This window comes from Pseudomonas sp. IT-P395 (assembly GCF_949767675.1).
GTDB lineage: Bacteria > Pseudomonadota > Gammaproteobacteria > Pseudomonadales > Pseudomonadaceae > Aquipseudomonas.
On record NZ_CATKPW010000022.1, the window covers coordinates 498,837 to 524,784 of the forward strand.

Sequence of the window (25,948 nt, forward strand, 5' to 3'; positions counted from 1 at the left end):
TTGTTACTCGGACGCCACGGCGTTTTTCGCCAGAATCGCGTTCGCCAGTTCCATGTCCGACGCCTGCAGGCCCGGATTGTCGGCGCGGACTTTCTGCATCGCTGCTTCCAGATACGGCCCACGAATACCGCCGTCGCTGGCAACGAAGCTGCCGGCATCGTCCTGCGCGGCGATGATCAGCTTGTGATCCTTGAAGGTCAGGTAGGTCGAACCGGTGGTGGCGCCGGACGAGATGACGTTACGCCAAAAGCTGTCCGCCATGGCCGAACCAACGGGAAGGGACAGCAAGGCCAGTGTGGCAACAGCAAGTTTGAGACGCATGATGAGGTGACTCCTGGGGGTTAACTAGGGCGTTGGATTGCCATTCCCCCGATCCAGTTCCGTGATGGGCTATTTCTGCTCGCTCTGCGGCGTCACCCGGAGCACTTCCTCAACCGTCGTCAGCCCTGCCGCGACTTTTTGCGCACCGGACAAACGCAAACTGCGCATGCCTTCCTTGAACGCCTGCCGGCGAATCGTCGTGAGGTCGGTGTCCGGGGTGATAAAAGCCTTGAGGCTATCGCTCAGTTGCATGATTTCGTAGACACCGGCGCGGCCGCGATAGCCGGTGTCGCGGCATTCCACACAACCGATCGCACGTTGCGCGTTGCCCGGCAGCGGCGCTTGCCACGGGCGTGTCAGGGTTTGCCAATCCTCGTCTTCCAGCGTTAGTGGCGCCTTGCAATGCGGACACAAGGTGCGCACCAAACGCTGGGCCATGACGCCGAGCACGGTGGCTTTGATCAGGTAGTGCGGCACGCCGAGTTCGAGCAAACGACTGATCGCGCTGGGTGCGTCGTTGGTGTGCAGCGTCGACAGCACCAGGTGCCCGGTGAGCGCCGCCTGAATCGCCATTTCAGCGGTTTCCAGATCACGGATCTCGCCAATCATGATGATGTCCGGGTCTTGTCGCATCAGCGCACGCACGCCGGCGGCGAAGCTCAGGTCGATGTTGTGCTGCACCTGCATCTGGTTGAACGCCGGCTCGACCATTTCGATCGGGTCTTCGATGGTGCAAAGGTTCACTTCCGGCGTCGCCAGTTTTTTCAGCGTGGTGTAGAGCGTGGTGGTCTTGCCCGAACCAGTCGGCCCGGTAACCAGAATGATGCCGTTGGGCTGGCGCGTCATGTCCTGCCAGCGCCTCAGGTCATCGGCGCTGAAACCCAACTGATCGAAATCCTTGAGCAGCACTTCCGGATCGAAGATCCGCATGACCATTTTTTCACCGAACGCTGTAGGCAGGGTCGAAAGCCGCAGTTCGACTTCGCCGCCATCCGGAGTCTTGGTCTTGACCCGGCCGTCCTGCGGTTTGCGCTTTTCGGCGACGTTCATCCGCCCGAGGCTTTTCAGGCGACTGACGATCGCCATGGTCACCTGCGGCGGAAATTGATAGACGTTGTGCAACACGCCGTCGATGCGAAACCGCACCGTTCCTTGCTCGCGCCGCGGTTCGATGTGGATATCGCTGGCGCGCTGCTGGAAGGCGTACTGGAACAGCCAGTCGACAATGTTGACGATGTGCGCGTCGTTGGCGTCCGGCTCCTGATCGCTGGCGCCGAGGTTGAGCAGTTGTTCGAAGTTGCCGAGGTTACCGCTCTGCTGATCGGCATTGCTGGCGCCGCTGACCGATTTCGCCAGGCGGAAGAACTCGACGCTGAAGCGCTGGATATCCGCCGGGTTGGCCACCACTCGTTTGATCGGCAGCTTCAACACGTGAGTCAGATCCGCTTCCCAACCGGTGACGTAAGGCTGAGCGCTGGCCACGGTTACCGCATCACGGTCGACCGCCACGGCGAGGATCTTGTGTCGTTGTGCGAAGGCGTAGGACATGAGCGGCGTGATCGCGGCGACGTTGATTTTCAGCGGATCGATACGCAGATAAGGCTGGCCGGCCTGTTGCGCCAGCCAGAGGGTCAGGCTTTCCAGGTCGAGGTGTTTGCCCGGACGGCTGAGGTCGTCCAGTTGCTGGCTGGCGATGAATTCCAGCGGGTGCATCTGGCCATTCGCGGCGTGACGGCGGCGCGCATTCAGCGCCTGCTCCGCCGAGTCCTGGCAGATAAAACCCTGGGCGACCAGTTCACGCAGCACATCATTGAGCTCCAGCCAGCGGTCCTGAGTGGCGAATTGAACGGACATGCGGGCTTCCTTTTGAACGACAGTGCGCAAAAGGATAGTCGCGGCCCGGTAGACCGTTGGGCCACTACCCGACAAAGGCGTTGCCGGATTTGTCAGCCGGCCGCTTGCGTCCGCGCATCCCAAGCGCTGTCGGCGTTTTGCAGATTCACCGAGCAAACGCTGATCAGGTTACGAAGTTTTTCCGCGATCACTTGCGCGCGATGCCAACTGAGACCGCCCATGACCAGGTCGATCGACAGCAGATCGTCCATGCGCTGCACGTTGACCTGCTCGGGCGTGAGGAACTGCAACGCGAACAGATTCAACACCCGCACCAGCAGATCCGGTTCAGCCTCGGCAAGGATTTGATACTGCGCCAGGCAATGGGCGTTGCTGACGTTCCAGACATCGGCGCGGGTTGGCGGGGAGGTGACGGCTTCGAGGTGCGGCATGACAAGTCTCCAAAATATCTGGAGGAATTTTTACATTCGGCGCGGGGTATTTCTTGGCTATGATCGGCGTTAATGACGGTTGATCGAAAAGATTAATTCGCATAATCCGGTTATTGAGGTTTTTCTATGCACAGCGAGCTGGACAGTTACGACCGCAAGATTCTCGCCCTGCTGCAAGAGGACGCATCGCTCTCGAGCGCGCAGATCGCCGAGCAGGTCGGCCTGTCGCAATCGCCGTGCTGGCGGCGGATTCAGCGGATGAAAGAAGAGGGGATCATTCGCGGGCAGGTGACTTTGCTCGATCGCAAGAAAATTGGCCTGAATACGCAGATCTTTGCCGAGATCAAACTCAACGCACACGGGCGTTCGAACTTCACTGAGTTCACCGAAGCGATTCGCGGGTTTCCGGAGGTGCTGGAGTGTTATGTATTGATGGGGGCGGTGGATTTTTTACTGCGCATTGTTGCGGCGGACATCGAGGCGTATGAGCGGTTCTTCTTCGAGAAGCTGTCGCTGGTGCCGGGGATACAGGAAGTGAATTCGATTGTGGCGTTATCGGAGATCAAGTCCACCACCAGCTTGCCTGTGTTGCGATAAAGCAAAAGATCGCAGCCTGCGGCAGCTCCTCCATGGGGCGGGTGTACACCCTGTAGGAGCTGCCGAAGGCTGCGATCTTTTAGCGGTGTTACATGCGCAGGAGCATTTTCCACGCGCGATTCTGGTAAACCGCAATCGCCTGTTGCTTGCGTGCGTCGAGCAGTTCGTCAGTGATCGTCGGCTCGTTGGCCAGTTGCGCCAGCTTGTTCAGCTCGCCGTACAGGCGATCCATTTCCGGGATCTCCAGCACATTGCGTGCGTGGTGTAGCCAGACCTGAATGCGCTCGATACGCGGCAGTTGTTCAGCCAGATCTTCCGGCTGCTGCTGATAACGCTGCAATTGCAGGGCCGTGGCCTCTTCGCCCAACAGGCGTGGCAACCAGCTGTGCAACTGCGCGCCGCCCTGACGGTTACCACGAACGTTGCGGTCGGCGGTCCAGGTACGGGCCAGCAACCAGCGTGACGTGCTCAGCGAGAACAGGCCCCAGCGCGGGTCTTCGAGTTCTTCGAGGAACTGCTCCGGCGCGGCTTTGCGCACGTCTTCGTCTTCGATACCGGCCTGCACCAGCGGGCGCCAGTCTTCCAGCAACGCATCCAGGGCAACGCGCAAGTCGTGGGTCGACTGACGCGGCGCGGCCTGGCCGAGGCTGCTGAGCAGGGCACGCATTTCCGCGAGGTTCTCGACCCAGTCGAGCAACAGGCGCCAGTGGCCGTTGAAACGGTACTGTTCAGCCAGACGCTGGCTGCTGCCGAGCAAGTGCCAGCTCAGCGCAGCGAAGGCGTCGTCGAGTTGGGTTTCCGGGGTCAGCTCCGGCGCCGGCAGGCTCAGCGAGTAACTGTTGGCGTCGTACAGGCGATAGCCACGCTCAGCCTTGCTGATGTCACACGGCATCAACGCCAGGGTTTCCGCCAGCTCGGCAGCCAGTTCCAGCAGCGCGGCAGGCTCGCCTTCGCGCAATTCCAGTTCCAGCTCGCAGATTTCTTCTTTCTGTTTGCCGACCACTACGTGGCCGAGATCCAGCGCGGCTTCGATAACCACTTTGGCTTTGCCACGGCCCCAGGCAATTTCGGCGCGCTCGCGGACGAAATCGGTGGTGAAGATCGGCTTGAGGGTTTTCTTGTCCAGCTCGGCCAGCGACTCGGGCCAGCATTCGCCGTCGAGTTTCTTCACGTCGAGCTTGGCTTTCGGCAACTTCCAGTCGTATTCATTACGCTCGGACAGGCCGGCAACGCTCTGGCCACGGGTCTTGAGGGTTTGAATGACTTCGTCACCGTCCTTGCGCAGGCGCAGGGCGACTTTGGCCTGAGCCAGGTCGCGCTCGGGCGTGTCGAAGTACTGGTTCATCAACTCACGGCGTTCCCAGCCACTTTTGTTGCGTTTCTTCAGTAGCGGGTGCTCGCGCAGGGCGGCGAGGGTTTCGCGGCTGACGCGGAGTTTGATTTCGGTTTCTTTCTGCATGGCCGGAAAATCCAGGATCGGGAGCGCAGCCGGGGAATATGTGGCTGCCAAGGCCGTGCAGTGTACAGGACTGATTCGTCCTACGCCCTGCGGCGGTTTATTCCTGACGCCGGATGGTTCTATGATGGACTTCAATTCGGGAGTTGGAGTCAGCGATGCCTTTGCCGTCCATGCAAGACCAGTTCGCTGCGCTGATCGCCGCGCCATCGGTCAGCTGTACCCAACCGAACCTCGATCAATCCAACCGCGCGGTGATCGATTTGCTCGCCGGCTGGCTGGGTGATCTGGGTTTCAGCTGCGATATCCAGCAGGTCAGCCCCGGCAAATTCAACCTGCTCGCCAGTTTCGGCAGCGGCCCCGGCGGGCTGGTGCTGGCCGGGCACAGCGACACGGTGCCGTACGACGATGCGTTGTGGCAGACCGATCCGCTGAAACTCACCGAAGTCGATGGCCGTTGGGTCGGGCTGGGCAGTTGCGACATGAAAGGTTTCTTCGCGCTGATCATCGAAGCGGTGCTGCCGCTGCTCGATCAGCCGTTCAAGCAGCCGTTGCTGATCCTCGCCACCTGCGATGAAGAAAGCTCGATGTCCGGCGCCCGTGCGCTGGCCGAGGCCGGGCGTCCGTTGGGCCGCGCAGCGGTAATCGGTGAGCCGACCGGGCTGAAACCGATCCGCATGCACAAAGGCATCATGATGGAACGCATCGATATCCTTGGGCAGAGCGGCCATTCGTCGGATCCACGCCTGGGCCACAGCGCACTCGAAGCGATGCACGATGCCATCGGCGAACTGCGCGGTTTACGCCTGTTGTGGCAGCGTGAATTCAACAATCCGCAGTTCAGCGTGCCGCAGCCGACGATGAATTTCGGCTGCATTCATGGCGGCGACAACCCAAACCGTATCTGCGGCCAGTGTTCGCTGGAGTTCGATCTGCGGCCATTGCCGGGCATGGACCCGAAAGTCCTGCGCGCGGAGATTCTGCGCAAGCTCAACCCGGTGGCCGAGCGGCATCAGGTGAAGATTGATTACAAACCGCTGTTCCCGGAAGTGCCGTCGTTCGAGCAGTCTGAAGACGCCGAACTGGTGCGCATCGCTGAAAAGCTCACCGGTCACAGTGCCGAAGCAGTGGCGTTCGGCACCGAAGCGCCTTATCTTCAGCGCCTAGGCTGCGAAACCATTGTGCTCGGCCCTGGCGACATCGCCTGTGCGCATCAACCCGGCGAGTACCTTGAAATGTCACGTTTGCAGCCTACCGTGCATCTATTACGGCAACTGATTGAACATTACTGTCTGACAGGTGCACCAACGTCAAAGGATCCCAAGTGACCCTTTGTAGGAGTGAGCCTGCTCGCGATAGCGGTGAGACAGTCCCGGAGGTATTGACTGAAACTCCGCTATCGCGAGCAGGCTCACTCCTACAAGGGATCTATGTTTTGTCTGACCAATCGCTGTAAATTGCCAGCATTCCAACCCGTATTCATGAGGAGAGCGCGCGTGTCGCCAAGCCTGTTCCGACGATAACCATCAGCCCGCTGTGCGTTTTCCGTTTCGCCCCTTTTTAGGCTGCTATTTATTACAGGCCCAGGTTCATGCCCGAATACGTTAACTGGCTTCGTCACGCGTCCCCTTACATCAATGCCCACCGCGACTGCACCTTCGTCGTCATGCTGCCCGGCGATGGCGTGGAGCATCCGAACTTCGGCAACATCGTCCACGACATTGTTCTGCTGCATAGCCTTGGCGTGCGTCTGGTGCTGGTGCACGGTTCGCGTCCACAGATCGAAACCCGCCTCGCCGCGCGTGGCCTGACCCCGCATTACCACCACGGCATGCGCATCACCGATGCCGCGACCCTGGAATGTGTGATCGACGCGGTCGGCCAGTTGCGCATCGCCATCGAAGCGCGGCTGTCGATGGACATGGCTTCGTCGCCGATGCAGGGCTCGCGTTTGCGCGTGGCTAGCGGCAACCTTGTTACCGCGCGGCCGATCGGCGTGCTGGAAGGCGTCGACTATCACCACACCGGCGAAGTGCGCCGGGTCGACCGCAAAGGCATCAACCGTCTACTCGATGAGCGCTCGATCGTGTTGCTGTCGCCGTTGGGCTACTCGCCGACCGGTGAAATCTTCAACCTCGCCTGCGAAGACGTCGCGACCCGCGCCGCCATCGACCTGGGCGCGGACAAGTTGCTGCTGTTCGGTGCTGACCTCGGTCTGATCGACGAGAACGGCAAACTCGTGCGCGAGCTGCGTCCACAGCAAGTGCCGGCACACTTGCAGCGTTTGGGCAGCAACTATCAGGCAGAACTGCTCGATGCTGCCGCCGAGGCTTGCCGTGGCGGCGTGGCGCGCAGCCATATCGTCAGCTACGCCGAAGACGGCGCGCTGCTGACCGAGCTGTTCACCCGTGACGGTGGCGGCACGCTGGTCGCGCAGGAGCAATTCGAACTGGTCCGCGAGGCGGCGATTGAAGACGTCGGCGGCTTGCTCGACTTGATCAGTCCGCTGGAAGAGCAGGGGATTCTGGTGCGTCGTTCGCGCGAAGTGCTGGAGCGCGAGATCGAGCAGTTCAGCGTGGTCGAGCGTGAAGGCATGATCATCGCCTGTGCGGCGCTGTATCAGATTGCCGATTCGGATGCCGGTGAACTGGCGTGCCTGGCAGTGAACCCGGAGTACCGCCATGGCGGTCGCGGTGATGAATTGCTGGAGCGCATCGAAACCCGAGCACGGGCGCAGGGTTTGAAGACCTTGTTCGTCCTCACCACGCGCACCGCGCACTGGTTCCGTGAGCGTGGTTTCGAGCCGAGCAGCGTTGAGCGCCTGCCGGCGGCGCGGGCTTCGCTGTACAACTTTCAGCGTAATTCGAAGATCTTCGAAAAAACCCTTTAACCGAGTTGGTCCATTCGATCGTTCCCACGCTCTGCGTGGGAATGCCTCAACGGACGCTCCGCGTTCGGCTTTTGATGGGACGCGGAGCGTCCCGGGCTGCATTCCCACGCAGAGCGCGGGAACGATCAATTACTCGGTGATGAATTTGGCGCTGACGTAGGGTGAATAATCCGGCAGCACCGTTTCAACCTTGCCCTGTTCCTTCAAAAACTTCGCCGTCTCGCCAATCGCTTTCGCCGTGCCGCCATCCAGCAGCGCCGTGGTTTGCTGCGCCTTTGCGTCCGGGAACGCTGAACCTGCCAGCAATTCCGGCACATCAGCGGCATTGGCACCGGTCAGTTTGGCGATTTTCTGTACCGGCACCGAGTCAGCCGTCCAGCGGTCTTTGTGTGCGGCGTAATCGGCGAATGAGTCGAGCGTGACCTTGGCGAACTTTGCGACAACCTCAGGATGCTTCTCGGCAAAATCCTTGCGCGCGACCCAGACCTCGAAGGTCGGCGCGCCCCACTGGCCGACCTGCGCGGCATCGGTCAGGGTCTTGCCGGTCTTGCGGATTTCCCCCAGCGCCGGCGACCAGACAAATGCGCCATCGATATCGCCACGCTTCCACGCCGCTGCGATCTCTGCTGGTTGCAGGTTCACCACTTTGACTTTCGAGGCGTCCAGGCCCCAATGCTTGAGGGCGCCGAGCAGGCTGTAGTGTGAGGTCGAAACGAAAGGTGTGGCGATGGTTTTGCCGACCAGGTCCTGGGGGGTGTTGATACCGCTGCCATTGCGCACCACTAGCGCTTCGGCGGCATTGATCTGCGCCGAAACGATGAACGCCACAATCGGCAGATTGCGCGAAGCCGCCGCGGCCAACGGGCTGGAACCGAGGTTGCCGATCTGCACGTCACCCGAAGCAATGGCTGTCACAACTTCCGGGCCGCTGTTGAAGCGACGCCAGTCGATTTTCTCGCCAATGGTTTTCTCGTAGACGCCGTCGGCCTGGGGGACTTTGCTCGGGTCGATACCGGTTTGATACCCCACTGTGAGGTTGGCGGCATGCGCGGAAAAAGAAATCAGCGCTGACACACAAACTGTAACAAATTGACTAGATAGTGCGCGTTTGGCCATCATGGCGTCGCCTTTTCGATAGGGTTTGACGATTCGGGGTTACGCCAAAGCTAATCGATATAAAAAAAGGCTAACAAATACCATTTAGGAATGAGCTTAGTCGCCGATACGCTGTTTCCCGGCGGAGGTGGCAAGATAATGGCCATATTCCGAAATGATATGAAAAAGAATGAATAAATTCTTTTTGGGTTTATCAGGAAATCTTTACTCTGCACGGACCAAATCACTGCGATTAGACCTTGGTCGTAGACACACAAGGTTACGATTGACTTGTCGGTCACGGTCTGGCGCTAATCGCGCATCTTAGGACCCAGGGCATCAGACCCCGGGCCAGGAACACAAGAATTAGAAACGAGAGGAGCTTTACATGAACAAGTCCACCTTGGCCCTGGCTGTGGCCGTAGGGGTTATGGCGCAGCAGGCAGGCGCCGCCGGTTTCATCGAAGACAGCAAAGCTACCTTGGGGCTGCGTAACTTCTACATCAACACCGATAACCGTGATGGCGCTGGCGCCAACAAGAACGAAGAGTGGGGCCAAGGCTTCGATCTGCGTTTCATCTCCGGTTATACCCAAGGCACCGTAGGTTTCGGTATCGATGCCATCGGCCTGCTGGGCGTACGTCTGGATTCGGGCGGCGGCACTAACGGCAACAGCGGTACCGCTTACGGCGGCACTGTGTTCCCGAGCGAGTCCAACGGCAAAGCGGTGGACAACTTCTCCAGCCTGGGTCTGACTGCCAAAGCCAAGATCTCCCAGACTGAACTGAAGCTGGGTACTCTGCAGCCGAAGAACCCGGTCATCGTGACCAACGACGGTCGTCTGCTGCCACAAACCTGGCAGGGTGGCCAGATCACTTCCGGCGAAATCAAGGACCTGACTCTGGTCGGCGGTCAGATCGAAGCTGCGAAAGGTCGTAACTCCAGCAACAACGAAAACCTGTCCATCAGCGGTGCAAACACCCGTGGTACTGCGTTCCGTGACAGCAACAAATTCATCTACGCCGGTGGTGACTACAAGATCACCAAAGACCTGACTGCCCAGTACTACTACGGCAACCTGGAAGACTTCTACAAGCAGCACTTCCTGGGTCTGGTTCACAACTGGGCAATCGGCCCGGGCGTATTGAAATCCGATTTCCGTTACTTCAACAGCTCCGATGACGGCAAAAACGGTACCGATCCAGCCTACTACAGCACCGGTAACTACACCGGCGTGCGTAACGGTCGCGGTGAAGTCGACAACAACCTGTACAGCGGCCTGTTCCTGTACACCGTTGAAGGCCACACCTTCGGTGGCGGTTACCAGGTTTCCAATGGCAGCAGCGACTTCCCTTGGCTGAACCAGGGCGACGGCTCGTCGAACTACACCATCACCGACATGCAGATCCAGAAGTTCGGCCGTGCCGGCGAGAAAACCTGGCAAGCTCGCTACTCGTATGACTTCGCTAAAGTCGGCGTACCTGGCCTGACCGCCGGTGTCGTTTACCTCAAAGGCGATTCGATCGATACCGTTGGCACCAACGGTCGTGAGAACGGTTCGAACAGTTCCGAGTGGGAACGCGACTTCACCATCGGTTACGTTGTACCGGAAGGTCCGTTCAAGAACGTCGGCCTGATGTGGAAAAACGCTGTATGGCGCACCGATCTGCCGAGCACCCGTTCGCAGGACGAAAACCGCCTGATCGTCAGCTACTCGATCCCGCTGCTGTAATAGCGCGTCTCGATTCGCGGATGTAAAAAAAGCCCCGTCCGGCATCGCGCCGGACGGGGCTTTTGCGTTTTCGAGTCAGGCTCACCCCCGTAAGCCTGCCCCGAAATTCCCCTCTTTACAGCAACTCAAGGCCTTCTCGAACCTTGTGAGCGATGTTCGTCGGGATGCCGTCGAGCGTCCAGTGAACAGATGTTTAATATTCAATAATGATCTAGATATCTAGTTATTTATTCTTTTTCACGATGGCAAATCCCGGGCTACAGTTGAGGTCTCGAACAACTCATCAGGAGCAGCACCATGAGCCTCAGACTCGGCGACATCGCCCCCGATTTCGAACAGGATTCCAGCGCCGGCAAGATTCGTTTCCACGAATGGCTGGGCGATAGCTGGGGCGTGCTGTTCTCCCACCCGGCGGACTTCACCCCGGTGTGCACCACTGAGCTGGGCTTCACCGCCAAGCTCAAGGATGAGTTCAGCAAACGCGGTGTCAAAGCCATCGCGCTGTCGGTCGACCCGGTGGATTCGCACCACAAGTGGATCGAAGACATCAACGAAACCCAGAACACCGTCGTCAACTTCCCGATCCTGGCCGATGCCGATCGCAAAGTCTCTGATCTGTATGACCTCATTCACCCGAACGCCAACGATACGCTGACCGTGCGTTCGCTGTTCGTGATCGACCCGAACAAAAAGATCCGCCTGACCATCACCTATCCGGCGAGCACCGGGCGCAACTTCCACGAGATTCTGCGTGTAATCGATTCGCTGCAGCTCACCGACAACTACAAGGTGGCCACCCCGGCCAACTGGCAGGACGGTGAAGAGGTGGTGATCGTGCCGTCGCTCAAGGATGAGGACGAGATCAAGCAGCGCTTTCCGAAGGGCTATCGCGCGGTGAAACCGTATCTGCGTCTGACGCCACAGCCGAACAAGTGATCTTATTGGGCAGATCGTTCCCACGTCGAGGCGTCGAACCGTCCGCGTGGGAATGCCGCCCGTGACGCTCCGCGTCACAGTGGACGCGGAGCGTCCATGGATTCATTCCCACGCAGAGCGTGGGAATGATCAGCGTGTAGCCACAAAGCAGGGGATTTCAGGCCGTTTCGACGGCCTTTTTTTTCGCCCGCAGTTTGTTGAAATGTATATCTCTAAAACGAATAACCAAATGAATAAATATGATTTATGGATATATAAATCAGCTGGTAAGGTCACTCCATCGAAGCGAGATCGCAACCCGCGAATCGCCTGTAACGCTTAAGGAATGGTCTCAATGCTGGTCGTCTCACTCGGTGGCAGTCCCAGCCTGCGCTCCCGTTCCGGAGTGCTGCTGGAGCGCTCGCAACGTTGGTTGCAGCAGCAAGGCGTGGAAGTGGTGAGTTATCAGGTGCGCGACTTTCCGGCTGAAGACCTGCTCCATGCCCGCTTCGATAGCCCGAAAGTGCTCGACCTGCTGCAACAGATTGAAAATGCCGACGGCCTGCTGATCGCCACGCCGGTTTACAAAGCGTCGTTCTCCGGCGCGTTGAAAACGCTGCTGGATCTGTTGCCCGAGCGCGCCCTGAACCACAAGATTGTCTTGCCGATGGCCACTGGCGGCAGCATCGCCCACATGCTGGTGGTCGACTACGCGCTCAAGCCTGTTTTGTCGGCGTTGAAAGCCCAGGAAATGCTTCAGGGGATTTTCGCCGAGGACAGCCAGATCGCTTACGGCGAAGGCAGTGCTGCGGCGCAACTGGCACCGGCGCTGGAGCAGCGTCTGCATGAAGCGCTGGATCAGTTTGTCGGTGCCATGGCCCGCCGCCCGAAACCGCTGGAACCGGGCCTGTTGAATGAACGTTTATTGAGTGCTCGCTGGAGCATTTAAGCCACACCCGAACTTGATGTAACTCACCTTACTCAGCCGCTAACGGCCAAGCAGGTGCAGCCAAAACCCAACAGCAAAAAGGAGAGCGCTATGCGCACTGTATTTTTGCGTCGTGGTCTGGTCGCTCTGTTTGCTGCGGCTGTCACCTTCGGCGCCATCACTCAAGCTCAAGCCGAGACATTGCGGATCGGTTATCAGAAGTACGGCACGCTGGTGCTGCTCAAAGCCAAAGGCACTTTGGAAAAGCGTCTGGCCGCCCAAGGCGTCGACGTGCAATGGACTGAATTCCCCGGTGGCCCGCAACTGCTCGAAGGCCTGAACGTCGGCTCGATCGACTTCGGTGTCACCGGCGAAACTCCGCCAGTTTTTGCTCAGGCTGCCGGCGCCGATTTGCTTTATGTCGCTTATGAACCACCAGCGCCGAACAGCGAAGCGATCCTCGTGCCGAAAGATTCGCCGATCAAATCGGTGGCCGATCTCAAAGGCAAGAAAGTCGCTCTGAACAAAGGTTCCAACGTGCACTACCTGCTGGTGCGCGCACTGGAAGACGCCGGCCTCAAATACAGCGACATTCAAACCGTATTCCTGCCGCCCGCCGATGCTCGCGCCGCGTTCGAGCGTGGCAGCGTCGACGCCTGGGTTATCTGGGATCCGTACCAGGCCGCCGCCGAGAAACAACTGCAAGCACACACCCTGCGCGACGGCAAAGGCATCGTCGACAACCACCAGTTCTATCTCGCGACCAAGCCTTACGCGCAGAAAAATCCTGAGGTGATCAAGACCCTCGTGGAAGAAGTACGCGCCGTTGGCGAGTGGTCCAAAGCCAATCCTGAAGACGTGACTCAACAAGTTGCGCCACTGCTCGGTCTGCCGGCGGACATCACCCTGACTTCGGTGAAACGCCAGGGTTACGGCGCGCTGTTCCTGACCCCGGAAGTGGTCGCCGCGCAACAGAAAATCGCTGACACGTTCTTCCAGCTCAAGCTGATTCCCAAGCCATTGAGCATCAAGGATGTGATCTGGACCCCACCGGCCGCTGTGGCTAAAGCGCAGTAATTCGAATCCCCAAGGAGACCACTCCATGAGCCTCAATATCTTCTGGTTCCTGCCCACCCACGGCGACGGCCATTACCTTGGCACCGCCGAAGGCGCTCGCGCCGTCGACCACGGTTATCTGCAACAGGTCGCGCAAGCGGCGGATCGTCTGGGCTTCGGCGGTGTGCTGATCCCCACCGGCCGTTCCTGCGAAGACTCGTGGCTGGTGGCAGCGTCGCTGATCCCGGTGACCCAGCGTTTGAAATTCCTCGTTGCCCTGCGCCCCGGGATCATTTCCCCGACGGTGGCAGCGCGGCAGGCCGCCACGCTGGATCGTCTGTCCGGCGGCCGTGCGCTGTTCAATCTGGTCACCGGTGGCGACCCGGAAGAGTTGGCAGGCGACGGTCTGTTTCTCAGCCACGAAGAACGCTATCAAGCCTCGGTGGAGTTCACTCGCATCTGGCGCCGTGTGCTCGAAGGCGAAACCGTGGATTACGACGGTCAGCACATCAGCGTGAAAGGCGCGAAGCTGCTCTATCCGCCGATCCAGCAACCGCGTCCGCCGTTGTACTTCGGTGGCTCGTCGGAAGCGGCGCAGGACTTGGCTGCCGAACAAGTGGAAATGGTCCTGACCTGGGGTGAGCCGCCAGCAGCAGTGGCCGAGAAGATCGCACAGGTTCGCGCCAAAGCCGCCAAGCTCGGCCGCACCGTACGCTTCGGCATTCGTCTGCACGTGATCGTCCGCGAAACCAATGCTGAGGCGTGGCAAGCGGCGGATCGGCTGATTTCGCATCTGGACGACGACACCATCGCTCGAGCTCAGGCTTCGCTGGCGCGTTTCGATTCGGTCGGCCAGCAACGCATGGCCGCACTGCACGGCGGCAGCCGCGACAATCTCGAAGTCAGCCCGAACCTGTGGGCCGGTGTTGGCCTGGTACGCGGCGGTGCCGGTACGGCGCTGGTTGGCGATGGCCCGACCGTCGCAGCGCGCGTGAAGGAGTACGCCGATCTGGGCATCGACACCTTTATCTTCTCCGGTTATCCACACCTCGAAGAGTCGTATCGCGTCGCCGAACTGCTGTTCCCGCACCTCGACATCGAGCGTCCGGAACTGCCGAAAAGCGCCGGTTATGTCAGCCCGTTCGGCGAGATGGTCGCCAACGACATTCTTCCCAAAGCCGCGTCGCAGAGCTGAGGCGCGCCATGAAGAAAATCATTCACAGCCTCGCGCCCTGGGCGTTGCCGGTATTGCTGCTGGCGGTGTGGCAGTTGTCAGTGTCGGCGGGTTGGTTGTCGACACGGATTCTGCCGGCACCGGTGGCCGTGATCGAAGCCGGCGTGAGCCTGGTGCGCAGCGGCGAAATCTGGACGCACCTGGCGATCAGCGGCTGGCGCGCGGCGCTCGGTTTCACCATCGGCGGCAGCATCGGTCTGGTCTTGGGTTTCATCACCGGCCTGTCGAAATGGGGCGAACGCCTGCTCGACAGCTCGGTGCAGATGATCCGCAACGTGCCGCACCTGGCGCTGATTCCGCTGGTGATCCTGTGGTTCGGCATCGATGAGTCGGCGAAGATTTTTCTGGTGGCGTTGGGCACGTTGTTCCCGATCTACCTCAACACTTATCACGGCATCCGCAACGTCGATCCGGCGCTGGTGGAGATGGCGCGCAGTTATGGCCTGAGCGGTTTCAGCCTGTTCTGGCAGGTGATTCTGCCGGGTGCGCTGCCTTCGATTCTGGTCGGTGTGCGCTTCGCGCTGGGCTTTATGTGGCTGACGCTGATCGTCGCCGAAACCATTTCCGCCAGCTCGGGCATCGGCTACCTGGCGATGAACGCCCGGGAGTTTTTGCAGACCGACGTGGTGGTGCTGGCGATCCTGCTTTACGCGGTGCTCGGCAAACTCGCTGACCTTGCGGCGCGTGGCCTTGAACGTGTGTGGTTGCGCTGGCACCCGGCCTATCAGGTTGCCAAAGGAGGTGCGGCATGACTGCTCAACAACCTCCACGCCTGCTGCGCGGGATCCCGCTGGCGGTGCGCAACCTGCAGAAAACCTTCGGCGCGCGGCAGGTGCTGCGTGACATCGATCTGCACATTCCGGCAGGGCAATTCGTCGCTGTGGTCGGGCGCAGTGGTTGCGGCAAAAGTACCTTGCTGCGCTTGCTCGCCGGCCTCGATCAACCAACGGGCGGTGACTTGCTGGCCGGCTCTGCGCCGCTGAGCGATGCGCGGGAAGACACCCGATTGATGTTCCAGGAAGCGCGTCTGCTGCCGTGGAAAAAGATCATCGACAACGTCGGCTTGGGCCTTAAAGGCAACTGGCGCCCGAAAGCTCTCGAAGCACTGGACGCGGTGGGGCTGGCGGATCGCGCCAATGAATGGCCGGCAGCGTTGTCGGGCGGACAAAAGCAACGCGTTGCGCTGGCCCGTGCGCTGATCCATCAACCGCGTCTGCTATTGCTCGACGAACCGCTCGGCGCACTGGACGCGCTGACCCGCATTGAAATGCAGCAATTGATCGAACGTCTCTGGCAGCAACACGGCTTCACCGTGCTGCTGGTGACCCACGACGTCAGCGAAGCGGTGGCGATTGCCGACCGGGTGATTCTGATCGAGGACGGCGAAGTCGGCCTCGATCTGCATGTGGAACTGCCGCGGCCGCGAGTGCGTGGTTCGCATCGGCTGGCAGCGCTGGAAACCGAAGTGCTTAACCGTGTTCTCTCCCTGCCCGGCGAACCGCCGGCGCCGGAACCTGTTTCACCACTGCCTACGCAACTGCGTTGGGCTCAATAACTCAAGCAAACGACAGGAATCATTGCCATGACTATCAAAGCCATCAACGTCCGTAACCAGTTCAAAGGCTCGATCAAGGAAATCGTCCTCGGCGACGTGCTGTCGGAAATCGACGTGCAGACCGCTTCCGGCATCGTTACTTCGGTGATCACCACCCGCTCGGTCAAAGAGCTGGAACTGGTGGTCGGCAGCGAAGTGATCGCCTTTGTGAAATCCACCGAGGTGTCGATCGCCAAGTTGTAAGCCGGTGAGTAAAAAACAACCCCGAAGGGCGTGAGCCCTTCGGGGTTTTTTGTGCCTGGCGATCGTTCCCACGCAGAGCGTGGGAACGATCATGGCTCAACGCTTGGGCAGATACGGTGGCAGATACAGGCCGATATAGGCATCAAACACCCGCATCCCTTCCTCGGCCATGCGCGGCGTGATTTGCCCATGTTGCTGCACCGAGCGCGCATAAACCCGGTCACCCAACTCCATCGCCAGGGCGAATACATCGACATCCTCCGGCAGCCTCGGCAACTCGAAGTGATGATCGAACAGCTTGTGCATCAGGTCGCCCAGTTCTATGTCGTGCTGACGGTCAGCCTGGGTCACTTCGGTCAAGCCGTGTTGGGCGAGGATCAACTGGCGCGCCGCCGCATCTTCGTCGTAGATCTCCAGCATCCGTTGCTCGACCAGTCGCGACAGATCTCGCCAGTCACGCAGCGCGTCATGATCGATCGGCGCTTGCAGGCAGGCGCGGAACGCCGCGTGTACATCTGCCGTCAGTGCCTCAAGCAGCGCCGGCACACTGGCGAAGAAGTGGTACACGGAGGAGGGCGGAATCTGCGCGCGCTCGGCGACGCTATAGATCGACAGACTCGCCACACCCTCGGCCGCCAGTAATGTGCGCGCGGCGTCGAGTATCGAGTCGATGCGCGCCTGGCTGCGGGCACGGGGTTTGCGGACGGGGGCGGGTCGCGTCATGAAAGTCTCCTGCGGGGCAGCGGGCATTGTACGAGCCGGTTCCTGTGTTGTCTTGTCGGCCGCCATCGCTGGCAAGCCAGCTCCCACAGTGATCTTCAGTGAACCGGGATTTATGTGCGCAGAAAATCCCTGTGGGAGCTGGCTTGCCAGCGATCCGCCGCAGGCGGCCAAAAAAAAACGCCGTTGGCTAAATCAGCCAACGGCGTTCTTTCCTGAAGCTGCAACCGCTTAAACGGTATGCAGATACCAGTTGTACTCAAGGTCGGAGATGGAGTGTTCGAACTCCTCCAGCTCGCTTTCCTTGCAGGCGACGAAGATATCGATGTACTTCGGATCGATGTACTTGGCCATCACCTCGCTGTCGTCCAGCTCACGCAGGGCATCGCGCAAGTTGTTCGGCAGGCTTTGCTCGTTCTGCTCGTAGCTGTTGCCTTCGACTGGCGCGCCCGGCTCGATCTTGTTGGTCAGACCGTGGTGCACGCCGGCCAGTACCGAAGCCATCAGCAGGTAAGGGTTGGCGTCGGCACCGGCGACGCGGTGTTCGATACGCACGGCATCAGACGAGCCGGTCGGTACGCGAATCGCCACGGTGCGGTTGTCCAGACCCCAGCAAGGCGAGTTCGGTACATAGAACTGCGCGCCGAAACGGCGGTACGAGTTGACGTTCGGGCAGAGGAAAGCCATCTGCGCGGGCAGGGTCTCGAGCACACCGCCGATCGCGTGACGCAGCGCGGCGTTCTGCTCGGGATCCTCGCTGGCAAAAATGTTTTTGCCTTCTTTATCCAGAATCGAAATGTGTACGTGCAGACCATTACCGGCCTGGCCCGGATAAGGCTTGGCCATGAAGGTGGTGTCCATTTCATGGTCGTAGGCGATGTTCTTGATCAGACGCTTGAGCAGTACCGCGTAGTCGCAGGCCTTGATCGGGTCGGCGACGTGGTGCAGGTTCACTTCGAACTGCGCCGGGGCACTTTCCTTGACGATGGCGTCGGCAGGGATGCCTTGCTCTTTGGCACCTTCTAGAATGTCCTGGAGGCAGTCGACGTATTCGTCGAGGTCGTCGATCAGGTAGACCTGCGTCGAGTGCGGGCGTTTGCCGGAGATCGGCGAGCGTGGCGGCTGAGGGCGGCCGTTCACGTTTTCCTGGTCGATCAGGTAGAACTCGAGTTCGAATGCGGCGCAGATGGTCAGGCCCAGCTCGTCAAACTTTGCAACAACTTGACGGAGCACTTCGCGCGGATCGGCGAAGAATGGGTCGCCTTCGAGTTCGTGCATGGTCATCAACAGTTGCGCGGTCGGGCGTTTCTGCCATGGCTCGTTGCACAGGGTATCGGGGATTGGATAGCAGATACGATCGGCGTCGCCGATGTCCAGGCCCAGGCCGGTGCTTTCCACCGTAGAGCCATTGATATCCAGAGCAAATAGAGAGGCCGGCAGGTTGATGCCTTTCTCGTAAACCTTGTGGAGGCTGGTGCGTTCGATGCGCTTGCCGCGCACCACACCATTCATATCCGCAATCAGAAGGTCAACGTACAGAACCTCAGGATGTTCCTTAAGGAACGCGTTCGCTTCGTTAAGCTGAACGGCACGCGGGGGTACCGACATGATGCAACACCTTTGTTGTTAAAAATATCAATCATTGATCTTTTCTGGTTTCAGTCAACCCGAACGGCCTGCCGAAGTCAAGCGAGGCCTTTTTTGCCCTAAAAAAGCGCTGCAAGGGCATTTATGGGGCACTTTCGGGCGTTTTTTTGTCCCTGGAAGACTGTGCACCCGCGGGCTTGAGCAGGCCGTGTTGTATTTTTTACGGGGGTGTTGTGTAAAAAAATGAACAAGGCTAAGCTCGGATCAAACCCATAACAGCAATAATACCGGGGTGCTTCATGTCTCGCCTGCCGTTAATCGGCATCACCGACTGCTCGCAACAGTCCGGTCTGCATGCTCATCACATCAGTGGCGACCAATCCGTCCGTAGCGCAGCCAGCATGGCTCGCCAGTTGCCGACGATATTCCCGTCCATGGCCGTTCAAACGCCAGCGTCCGATATTCTGGACGTACGGGAAAGCATCCTGTTTATGGCGTCCCCTTCCAATATAGATCGCTTTCACCCTCAAAGCCTGTGCCGCTTGCCCAGCCGTGCTCATGATTCTGCACGCCTGGACTGTGCACAGGAAATGCAACGCCAGCGTAAAGGGCAGGTAAGCTCCTCTTTCATTGTCTATGCGCGGTGCCGGGCGTAAGCCGGTACTGCGCGAGCAAGCCCCCTTTAACGCGACGCTCCAAGCGTCAAACTTTGCCTGACATTCTGTCAGGAGACTCAGCCCAGAGGCATTTATGAGTAACAACCTCGACCAGCTCACCGATTGGTTGAAAGACCACAAGATCACAGAAGTCGAATGCATGATCGCCGACTTGACCGGTATCACCCGGGGCAAGATCTCGCCGACCAACAAGTTCATCGCCGAAAAAGGCATGCGTCTGCCAGAAAGCGTGCTGTTGCAGACCGTGACCGGCGACTACGTCGAAGACGACATCTATTACGAACTGCTCGACCCGGCCGACATCGACATGATCTGCCGCCCTGACCAGAACGCGGTGTACATGGTGCCGTGGGCCATCGAGCCGACCGCGCAGGTGATCCACGACACCTACGACAAGCAAGGCAACCCGATCGAGCTGTCGCCGCGCAACGTCCTCAAGAAAGTTCTCAAGCTCTATGCTGACAAAGGCTGGCAGCCGATCGTGGCGCCGGAGATGGAGTTCTACCTGACCAAGCGCAGCGACGACCCTGACTATCCGTTGCAGCCGCCGATTGGTCGCTCGGGCCGTCCGGAAATCGGTCGTCAGTCGTTCTCGATCGAAGCGGCGAACGAATTCGACCCTCTGTTCGAGGACGTCTACGACTGGTGCGAACTGCAGGAGCTGGATCTCGACACGCTGATCCACGAAGACGGCACGGCGCAGATGGAAATCAACTTCCGTCACGGCGACGCACTGTCGCTGGCCGACCAGATCCTGGTGTTCAAACGCACCATGCGCGAAGCCGCGCTCAAGCACGATGTAGCCGCGACATTTATGGCCAAACCGATGACCGGCGAGCCGGGCAGTGCGATGCACTTGCACCAGAGCATCATCGACATCGAGACCGGCAAGAACGTCTTCTCTAATGAAGACGGGACCATGAGCCAGTTGTTCCTGCACCACATCGGTGGTTTGCAGAAGCTGATTCCGGAATTGCTCCCGCTGTTCGCGCCGAACGTCAACTCGTTCCGCCGCTTCCTGCCGGACACCTCGGCACCGGTGAACGTCGAGTGGGGCGAAGAAAACCGCACCGTCGGCCTGCGCGTACCGGATGCCGGCCCGCAGAACCGCCGTGTGGAAAACCGCCTGCCGGGCGCTGACGCCAACCCGTACCTGGCGATCGCCGCGAGCCTGCTCTGCGGCTATATCGGCATGGTCGAAGGCCTCAACCCGAGCGCGCCAGTGGTGGGCCGTGGTTACGAGCGCCGCAACCTGCGCCTGCCGCTGACCATCGAAGATGCGCTGGAGCGTATGGAAAACAGCGCGACCATCGAGAAGTACCTGGGCAAAACCTTCATCACTGGCTACGTCGCGGTAAAACGGGCCGAGCATGAAAACTTCAAGCGCGTGATCAGTTCCTGGGAGCGTGAGTACCTGCTCTTCGCCGTCTGATACGCCGGGCGCGGTCCTCACCGGCCGCGCCTTCACCGATAACAAGGAGAATTGGCATGACCAGCAACAACCCGCAAACCCGCGAGTGGCAAGCACTCAGCAATGATCATCACCTGGCCCCGTTCAGCGACTTCAAGCAGCTGAAAGAGAAAGGCCCGCGGATCATCACCAACGCCAAGGGCGTTTACCTGTGGGACAGCGAAGGCAACAAGATTCTCGACGGCATGGCCGGTCTGTGGTGTGTGGCCATCGGTTATGGTCGCGATGAGCTGGCCGACGCGGCTGCCAAACAGATGCGCGAACTGCCGTACTACAACCTGTTCTTCCAGACCGCGCACCCGCCGGCGCTGGAACTGGCCAAGGCCATTGCCGACGTGGCACCGCAAGGCATGAACCACGTGTTCTTCACCGGTTCCGGTTCCGAAGGCAACGACACCATGCTGCGTATGGTCCGCCACTACTGGGCGATCAAGGGCCAGCCGAACAAGAAAGTCATCATCAGCCGCAAGAACGGTTATCACGGTTCGACCGTGGCCGGCGCGAGTCTCGGTGGCATGACGTATATGCATGAACAAGGCGACTTGCCGATCCCGGGCATCGTCCACATCGCGCAGCCGTACTGGTTCGCCGAAGGCGGCGATATGTCCCCGGAAGAGTTCGGTATCTGGGCGGCCAATCAGCTGGAAGAGAAGATTCTCGAAGTCGGCGTCGACAACGTCGGTGCCTTTATTGCCGAGCCGATCCAGGGCGCCGGCGGCGTGATCATTCCGCCCGACAGCTACTGGCCGCGCATCAAGGAAATCCTCGCCAAGTACGACATCCTCTTCGTCGCCGACGAAGTGATTTGCGGTTTCGGTCGTACCGGTGAGTGGTTCGGCAGTGATTTTTACGATCTCAAGCCGGACATGATGACCATCGCCAAAGGCCTGACCTCCGGCTACATCCCGATGGGTGGCCTGATCGTTCGCGACTCCGTGGTGGCGGTGCTCAATGAAGGCGGCGATTTCAATCACGGCTTCACTTACTCCGGTCACCCGGTGGCAGCAGCGGTGGGCCTGGAAAACATCCGCATCTTGCGTGATGAAAAAATTATCGAGAACGCGCACAACGAAACGGCACCGTATTTGCAGAAACGTCTGCGGGAACTGAACGATCACCCGTTGGTGGGTGAAGTTCGCGGAGTCGGTCTGTTGGGCGCGATCGAGCTGGTGCAGGACAAGGCCACGCGCAAGCGTTACGAAGGCAAGGGCGTCGGCATGATCTGCCGCCAGTTCTGCTTCGACAACGGCCTGATCATGCGCGCTGTGGGCGACACCATGATCATTGCGCCGCCGCTGGTGATCAGCAAAGCGGAAATCGATGAGCTGGTTACAAAGGCACGCAAGTGTCTGGACCTGACCCTCAGTGCGTTGCAGGGCTAAGTGCTAGGCTTTGAGCGGGGGAGCCGTGGCGCTCGCGCTTAAAGCTGTCAGAAAGGCTGGTCTTTTCTTGAAAGACCGCCTCGGATCTTGCCAGACTAGCCGCGGTTCCAGTTGTCCGGGTTCGGCCGCTGAACAAAGTGGTTCAAAAAAGAAAAATTTGGAGCATTAACGCATGAAGGCATTAGGCAAAAAGCTCGCTGGCAAGACTCTGCTCGCCATGTCCCTGATGGGAGTCATGGCGGCTGCGGTTCAGGCGGACGACAAGGTGTTGCACGTCTACAACTGGTCCGACTACATCGCCCCGGACACCGTGGCCAACTTCGAAAAAGCCACCGGGATCAAAGTCGTCTATGACGTCTTCGACAGCAACGAAACCCTGGAAGCCAAGCTGCTGGCCGGCAAGTCCGGTTACGACATCGTGGTGCCTTCCAATAACTTCCTCGCCAAGCAGATCAAGGCCGGTGTTTACCAAGAGCTGGACAAGTCCAAGCTGCCGAACTGGAAGAACCTCGACGAAGACCTGCTCAAGGCTGTTGGCGATGCCAGCGACCAAGGCAACAAGCACGCGTTCCCGTACATGTGGGGCTCGATCGGCATCGGCTACAACCCGGCCAAGGTCAAGGCAGCGCTGGGCATCGACAAGATCGATTCCTGGGACGTGGTGTTCAAGCCGGAAAACATCGAGAAGCTCAAAAGCTGCGGCGTAAGCTTCCTCGACGCACCGACCGAAATGATTCCGGCGGCGTTGCACTATCTGGGCAAGCCGACCAACAGCAAGGACAAGGCTGACCTGAAGGCCGCCGAAGACCTGTTCCTGAAAATTCGTCCTTCGGTTGCCTACTTCCATTCCTCCAAGTACATCTCCGACCTGGCCAACGGCAACATCTGCGTCGCCGTCGGTTACTCGGGTGACCTGGAACAATCCAAGACCCGCGCCCAGGAAGCCGGTGACAAGGTCAAGCTGGCATACACCATTCCAAAAGAAGGTGCCGGCACGTTCTACGACATGGTCGCCATTCCCAAGGATGCCGAAAACGTCGAAGCCGCCTACAAGTTCATGAACTACCTGCTTGAGCCGCAAGTGATGGCCGGCATCACCAACGCCGTGCGTTTCCCGAACGGCAACAAAGCTGCTACGCCACTGGTCGACAAAGACATCACCAGCGATCCGAGCATCTACCCATCGGCTGAAGTGAAGAAACAGCTCTATGCGATCAGCGACCTGGACGCAGCGACCCTGCGCCTGATCACCCGCAGCTGGACCAAGATCAAATCCGGTAAATAAGCCGGTTTGAAGCAGCAACCTCTGGCCGTCGTCTCCCGCGAAGGCGGCCAGCGGATCAATTAAATGACAGGAAGTTTTGCAGGAACGGTTTTTCGAGGGTAAGTTGCGCGCCGGTTTTGTTGCCGGGCAGCCACGGCTGTCATGCAGCGCGGGGCAACTTGGGCCCAACTAATTTAGAGGACCTCCACTTGCCTATTTTTTCTTCTTTGCGCAAAGCCCTGCTGGCCACTGCCGGCCTGACGATTGCTGTCGGAGCCCAGGCCGCCGGTACGGTGCATATTTATAACTGGTCCGATTACATCGGCGAGACCACCCTGGCCGACTTCCAGAAAGCCACCGGGATCAAACCGGTCTATGACGTGTTCGATTCCAACGAAACCCTGGAAGGCAAACTGCTGGCCGGGCGTACCGGTTACGACGTGGTCGTGCCGTCGAACCACTTCCTCGGCAAGCAGATCAAGGCCGGCGCGTTCCAGAAACTCGACAAGTCGCAGCTGCCAAATTATTCCAATCTCGACCCGGCGCTGCTCAAGCGTCTGGAGCAGAACGATCCGGGCAACCTGTACGCCGTGCCGTACCTGTGGGGCACCAACGGCATCGGTTACAACGTCGATAAAGTGAAGGCTGTACTGGGTGTCGACAAGATCGATTCCTGGGGCGTTTTGTTCGAGCCTGAGAACATCAAGAAGCTGCAAAGCTGCGGTGTGGCATTCCTCGATTCGGCGGATGAAATGATGCCGACCGTGCTCAACTATCTGGGCCTGAATGCCAACAGCACCAATCCGAAGGATTACGAAAAAGCCACCGACAAATTGCTCGCGGTGCGTCCTTACGTGACCTACTTCCACTCCTCGAAATACATCGGTGATCTGGCCAACGGCGACATCTGCGTGGCCATCGGTTTCTCTGGCGATATCTTCCAGGCGAAGAACCGCGCAGCCGAAGCCAAGAAGGGCGTGAACATCGCCTACGTGGTGCCGAAAGAAGGTGGTGCGCTGTGGTTCGACATGCTGGCAATCCCCAAGGATTCGTCGAACGTGAAGCAGGCCCATGCCTTCATCAACTATCTGCTGAAACCTGAGGTGATCGCTCAGGTCAGTGATTACGTCGGTTATGCCAACCCTAATCCGGGTGCGGACAAGTTGATGGAGCAATCCATCCGCACCGATGCGTCGGTGTATCCGCCGCAGGCCGTTATCGACAAGGCTTATGTGTCGATCGAGTTGCCACCGAACATTCAGCGCCTGATGACCCGCAGCTGGACCAAGGTCAAGTCGGGGATGTAAGGCACACACTATCCTGGGTTCGCCTTGCGGGGCGAACTGCATTGTTTTTTTCTGGGAGTTTCGTAAATGGCAGTTGCCTCCGGCGCCTATAAGAAAGCCCTCGAGGGCGACCAGACACCGAAACAGGTGTTGGTCAAAATCGACCGGGTCACGAAGAAGTTCGACGAGACGATTGCCGTGGACGATGTGTCCCTGGAAATCAAAAAGGGCGAAATCTTCGCCCTGCTCGGCGGTTCGGGATCGGGCAAATCCACTCTGCTGCGGATGTTGGCAGGGTTCGAACGGCCCACGGAGGGGCGCATTTTCCTCGACGGCGTCGACATCACCGACATGCCGCCGTACGAACGTCCGATCAACATGATGTTCCAGTCGTACGCTTTGTTCCCGCACATGACCGTGGCGCAGAACATCGCCTTCGGCCTCAAGCAGGACAAGATTCCGGCCGCTGAAGTCGATGCCCGCGTGGCCGAGATGCTCAAGCTGGTGCAGATGAGCCAGTACGCCAAGCGCAAGCCGCATCAACTGTCCGGCGGTCAGCGTCAGCGCGTGGCGCTGGCACGTTCGCTGGCGAAGCGGCCGAAACTGTTGCTACTCGATGAGCCGATGGGCGCATTGGACAAGAAACTGCGTTCGCAGATGCAGCTGGAACTGGTCGAGATCATCGAGCGCGTCGGTGTGACCTGCGTGATGGTGACCCACGACCAGGAAGAGGCCATGACCATGGCCGAGCGCATCGCGATCATGCACCTGGGCTGGATCGCCCAGATCGGCAGCCCGATCGACATCTACGAAACCCCGACCAGCCGCTTGGTCTGCGAATTCATCGGCAACGTCAACATCTTCGAAGGCGAAGTGATCGACGACGCTGAAGGCCACGCAACCATTACCTGCAAAGATCTCGATCGGCAGATCTACGTCGGCCACGGCATCAGCACCTCGGTGCAGGACAAGTCCGTGACTTACGCGATCCGTCCGGAGAAGCTGCTGGTTACCGCCGATCAACCGACCTGCGAATACAACTGGTCGAGCGGCAAAGTCCACGACATCGCCTACCTCGGCGGGCACTCGGTGTTCTACGTTGAATTGCCGAGCGGCAAACTGGTGCAGTCGTTCGTCGCCAACGCCGAGCGCCGTGGCGCGCGTCCGACCTGGGGCGATCAGGTTTACGTGTGGTGGGAAGACGACAGCGGCGTGGTACTTCGCTCATGAACATGCGCAAATTCAAACGCCGCA

At 59.3% G+C, this 25,948-nt stretch carries 23 protein-coding genes; 16 read left to right on the forward strand and 7 right to left on the reverse strand.

What is annotated here, in order from left to right:
• Positions 1-3: 3 nt before the first annotated feature.
• The 3 genes from ACM6IN_RS17560 to ACM6IN_RS17570 form a co-directional block, all read right to left on the reverse strand.
• Positions 4-324, reverse strand: a complete 321-nt coding sequence (locus ACM6IN_RS17560) for a DUF2388 domain-containing protein (RefSeq protein ID WP_174245147.1) — start codon at positions 322-324, stop codon at positions 4-6.
• Positions 325-390: 66 nt separating this feature from the next.
• On the reverse strand, positions 391-2,175 hold the full coding sequence (locus ACM6IN_RS17565) for a GspE/PulE family protein (RefSeq protein ID WP_414916437.1): 1,785 nt from the start codon (positions 2,173-2,175) through the stop codon (positions 391-393).
• A gap of 92 nt (positions 2,176-2,267) precedes the next feature.
• Positions 2,268-2,606 (reverse strand): hypothetical protein, encoded by a 339-nt coding sequence (locus ACM6IN_RS17570; protein WP_095112835.1) that lies wholly within the window; start codon positions 2,604-2,606, stop codon positions 2,268-2,270.
• A 126-nt stretch (positions 2,607-2,732) separates the two neighbouring features.
• On the opposite strand from ACM6IN_RS17570, the gene ACM6IN_RS17575 reads away from it, so the two are divergent.
• Positions 2,733-3,203 (forward strand): Lrp/AsnC family transcriptional regulator, encoded by a 471-nt coding sequence (locus ACM6IN_RS17575; protein ID WP_007913818.1) that lies wholly within the window; start codon positions 2,733-2,735, stop codon positions 3,201-3,203.
• Between the two features lie 88 nt (positions 3,204-3,291).
• Here the strand turns inward: ACM6IN_RS17575 and ACM6IN_RS17580 are convergent, their stop codons facing one another.
• Positions 3,292-4,662, reverse strand: coding sequence for an inorganic triphosphatase (locus ACM6IN_RS17580; RefSeq protein WP_414916438.1), 1,371 nt, complete (start codon positions 4,660-4,662; stop codon positions 3,292-3,294).
• Between the two features lie 155 nt (positions 4,663-4,817).
• On the opposite strand from ACM6IN_RS17580, the gene argE reads away from it, so the two are divergent.
• Positions 4,818-5,987 (forward strand): acetylornithine deacetylase, encoded by a 1,170-nt coding sequence (argE, locus tag ACM6IN_RS17585; RefSeq protein WP_007913821.1) that lies wholly within the window; start codon positions 4,818-4,820, stop codon positions 5,985-5,987.
• A gap of 263 nt (positions 5,988-6,250) precedes the next feature.
• Positions 6,251-7,549, forward strand: coding sequence for an amino-acid N-acetyltransferase (gene argA / locus ACM6IN_RS17590; RefSeq protein WP_007913824.1), 1,299 nt, complete (start codon positions 6,251-6,253; stop codon positions 7,547-7,549).
• Between the two features lie 129 nt (positions 7,550-7,678).
• Here the strand turns inward: argA and tauA are convergent, their stop codons facing one another.
• Complete coding sequence (gene tauA, locus ACM6IN_RS17595) at positions 7,679-8,668, reverse strand: taurine ABC transporter substrate-binding protein (protein ID WP_007913826.1); 990 nt, start codon at positions 8,666-8,668, stop codon at positions 7,679-7,681.
• A gap of 364 nt (positions 8,669-9,032) precedes the next feature.
• On the opposite strand from tauA, the gene ACM6IN_RS17600 reads away from it, so the two are divergent.
• The 8 genes from ACM6IN_RS17600 (at position 9,033) to ACM6IN_RS17635 (ending at position 16,307) form a co-directional block, all read left to right on the forward strand.
• A complete protein-coding gene (locus ACM6IN_RS17600; protein WP_007913829.1) occupies positions 9,033-10,376 on the forward strand; it encodes an OprD family porin in 1,344 nt (447 codons plus the stop codon).
• Between the two features lie 297 nt (positions 10,377-10,673).
• Positions 10,674-11,312 carry a peroxiredoxin gene (locus ACM6IN_RS17605; RefSeq protein ID WP_095125823.1) on the forward strand — a complete coding sequence of 213 codons (639 nt, stop codon included), beginning with the start codon at positions 10,674-10,676 and terminating at the stop codon, positions 11,310-11,312.
• A gap of 334 nt (positions 11,313-11,646) precedes the next feature.
• Positions 11,647-12,240 carry an NADPH-dependent FMN reductase gene (gene ssuE / locus ACM6IN_RS17610; RefSeq protein WP_034151973.1) on the forward strand — a complete coding sequence of 198 codons (594 nt, stop codon included), beginning with the start codon at positions 11,647-11,649 and terminating at the stop codon, positions 12,238-12,240.
• Between the two features lie 90 nt (positions 12,241-12,330).
• Positions 12,331-13,296: a sulfonate ABC transporter substrate-binding protein gene (locus ACM6IN_RS17615; protein ID WP_007913834.1), complete on the forward strand. Its 966-nt coding sequence runs from the start codon at positions 12,331-12,333 to the stop codon at positions 13,294-13,296.
• A gap of 25 nt (positions 13,297-13,321) precedes the next feature.
• Positions 13,322-14,470: an FMNH2-dependent alkanesulfonate monooxygenase gene (gene ssuD, locus ACM6IN_RS17620; RefSeq protein ID WP_018928626.1), complete on the forward strand. Its 1,149-nt coding sequence runs from the start codon at positions 13,322-13,324 to the stop codon at positions 14,468-14,470.
• Between the two features lie 8 nt (positions 14,471-14,478).
• Positions 14,479-15,261 (forward strand): aliphatic sulfonate ABC transporter permease SsuC, encoded by a 783-nt coding sequence (ssuC, locus tag ACM6IN_RS17625; RefSeq protein ID WP_003229260.1) that lies wholly within the window; start codon positions 14,479-14,481, stop codon positions 15,259-15,261.
• A complete protein-coding gene (gene ssuB / locus ACM6IN_RS17630) occupies positions 15,258-16,064 on the forward strand; it encodes an aliphatic sulfonates ABC transporter ATP-binding protein (RefSeq protein ID WP_007913838.1) in 807 nt (268 codons plus the stop codon). The genes ssuC and ssuB overlap by 4 nt, the downstream gene beginning before the upstream one ends.
• Before the next feature lie 27 nt (positions 16,065-16,091).
• Entirely contained in the window at positions 16,092-16,307 is a 216-nt protein-coding gene (locus tag ACM6IN_RS17635) for a TOBE domain-containing protein (RefSeq protein WP_003229256.1), read from the forward strand.
• A 96-nt stretch (positions 16,308-16,403) separates the two neighbouring features.
• Here ACM6IN_RS17635 and ACM6IN_RS17640 read toward each other — a convergent pair whose 3' ends face one another.
• Together ACM6IN_RS17640 and ACM6IN_RS17645 are read right to left on the reverse strand one after the other, a co-directional pair.
• Complete coding sequence (locus tag ACM6IN_RS17640; protein WP_007913840.1) at positions 16,404-17,030, reverse strand: TetR/AcrR family transcriptional regulator; 627 nt, start codon at positions 17,028-17,030, stop codon at positions 16,404-16,406.
• Between the two features lie 228 nt (positions 17,031-17,258).
• Entirely contained in the window at positions 17,259-18,635 is a 1,377-nt protein-coding gene (locus tag ACM6IN_RS17645; RefSeq protein ID WP_007913842.1) for a glutamine synthetase family protein, read from the reverse strand.
• A gap of 729 nt (positions 18,636-19,364) precedes the next feature.
• Here ACM6IN_RS17645 and ACM6IN_RS17650 point away from each other — a divergent pair.
• The 5 genes from ACM6IN_RS17650 (at position 19,365) to ACM6IN_RS17670 (ending at position 25,924) form a co-directional block, all read left to right on the forward strand.
• Positions 19,365-20,723: a glutamine synthetase family protein gene (locus tag ACM6IN_RS17650; RefSeq protein ID WP_007913846.1), complete on the forward strand. Its 1,359-nt coding sequence runs from the start codon at positions 19,365-19,367 to the stop codon at positions 20,721-20,723.
• A gap of 56 nt (positions 20,724-20,779) precedes the next feature.
• A complete protein-coding gene (locus ACM6IN_RS17655; RefSeq protein WP_007913848.1) occupies positions 20,780-22,144 on the forward strand; it encodes an aspartate aminotransferase family protein in 1,365 nt (454 codons plus the stop codon).
• A gap of 172 nt (positions 22,145-22,316) precedes the next feature.
• Complete coding sequence (locus ACM6IN_RS17660; protein ID WP_095112832.1) at positions 22,317-23,429, forward strand: polyamine ABC transporter substrate-binding protein; 1,113 nt, start codon at positions 22,317-22,319, stop codon at positions 23,427-23,429.
• Between the two features lie 188 nt (positions 23,430-23,617).
• A complete protein-coding gene (locus ACM6IN_RS17665; protein ID WP_414894594.1) occupies positions 23,618-24,715 on the forward strand; it encodes a polyamine ABC transporter substrate-binding protein in 1,098 nt (365 codons plus the stop codon).
• A 66-nt stretch (positions 24,716-24,781) separates the two neighbouring features.
• Entirely contained in the window at positions 24,782-25,924 is a 1,143-nt protein-coding gene (locus ACM6IN_RS17670) for an ABC transporter ATP-binding protein (protein WP_007913856.1), read from the forward strand.
• The last annotated feature ends 24 nt before the right edge of the window (positions 25,925-25,948 follow it).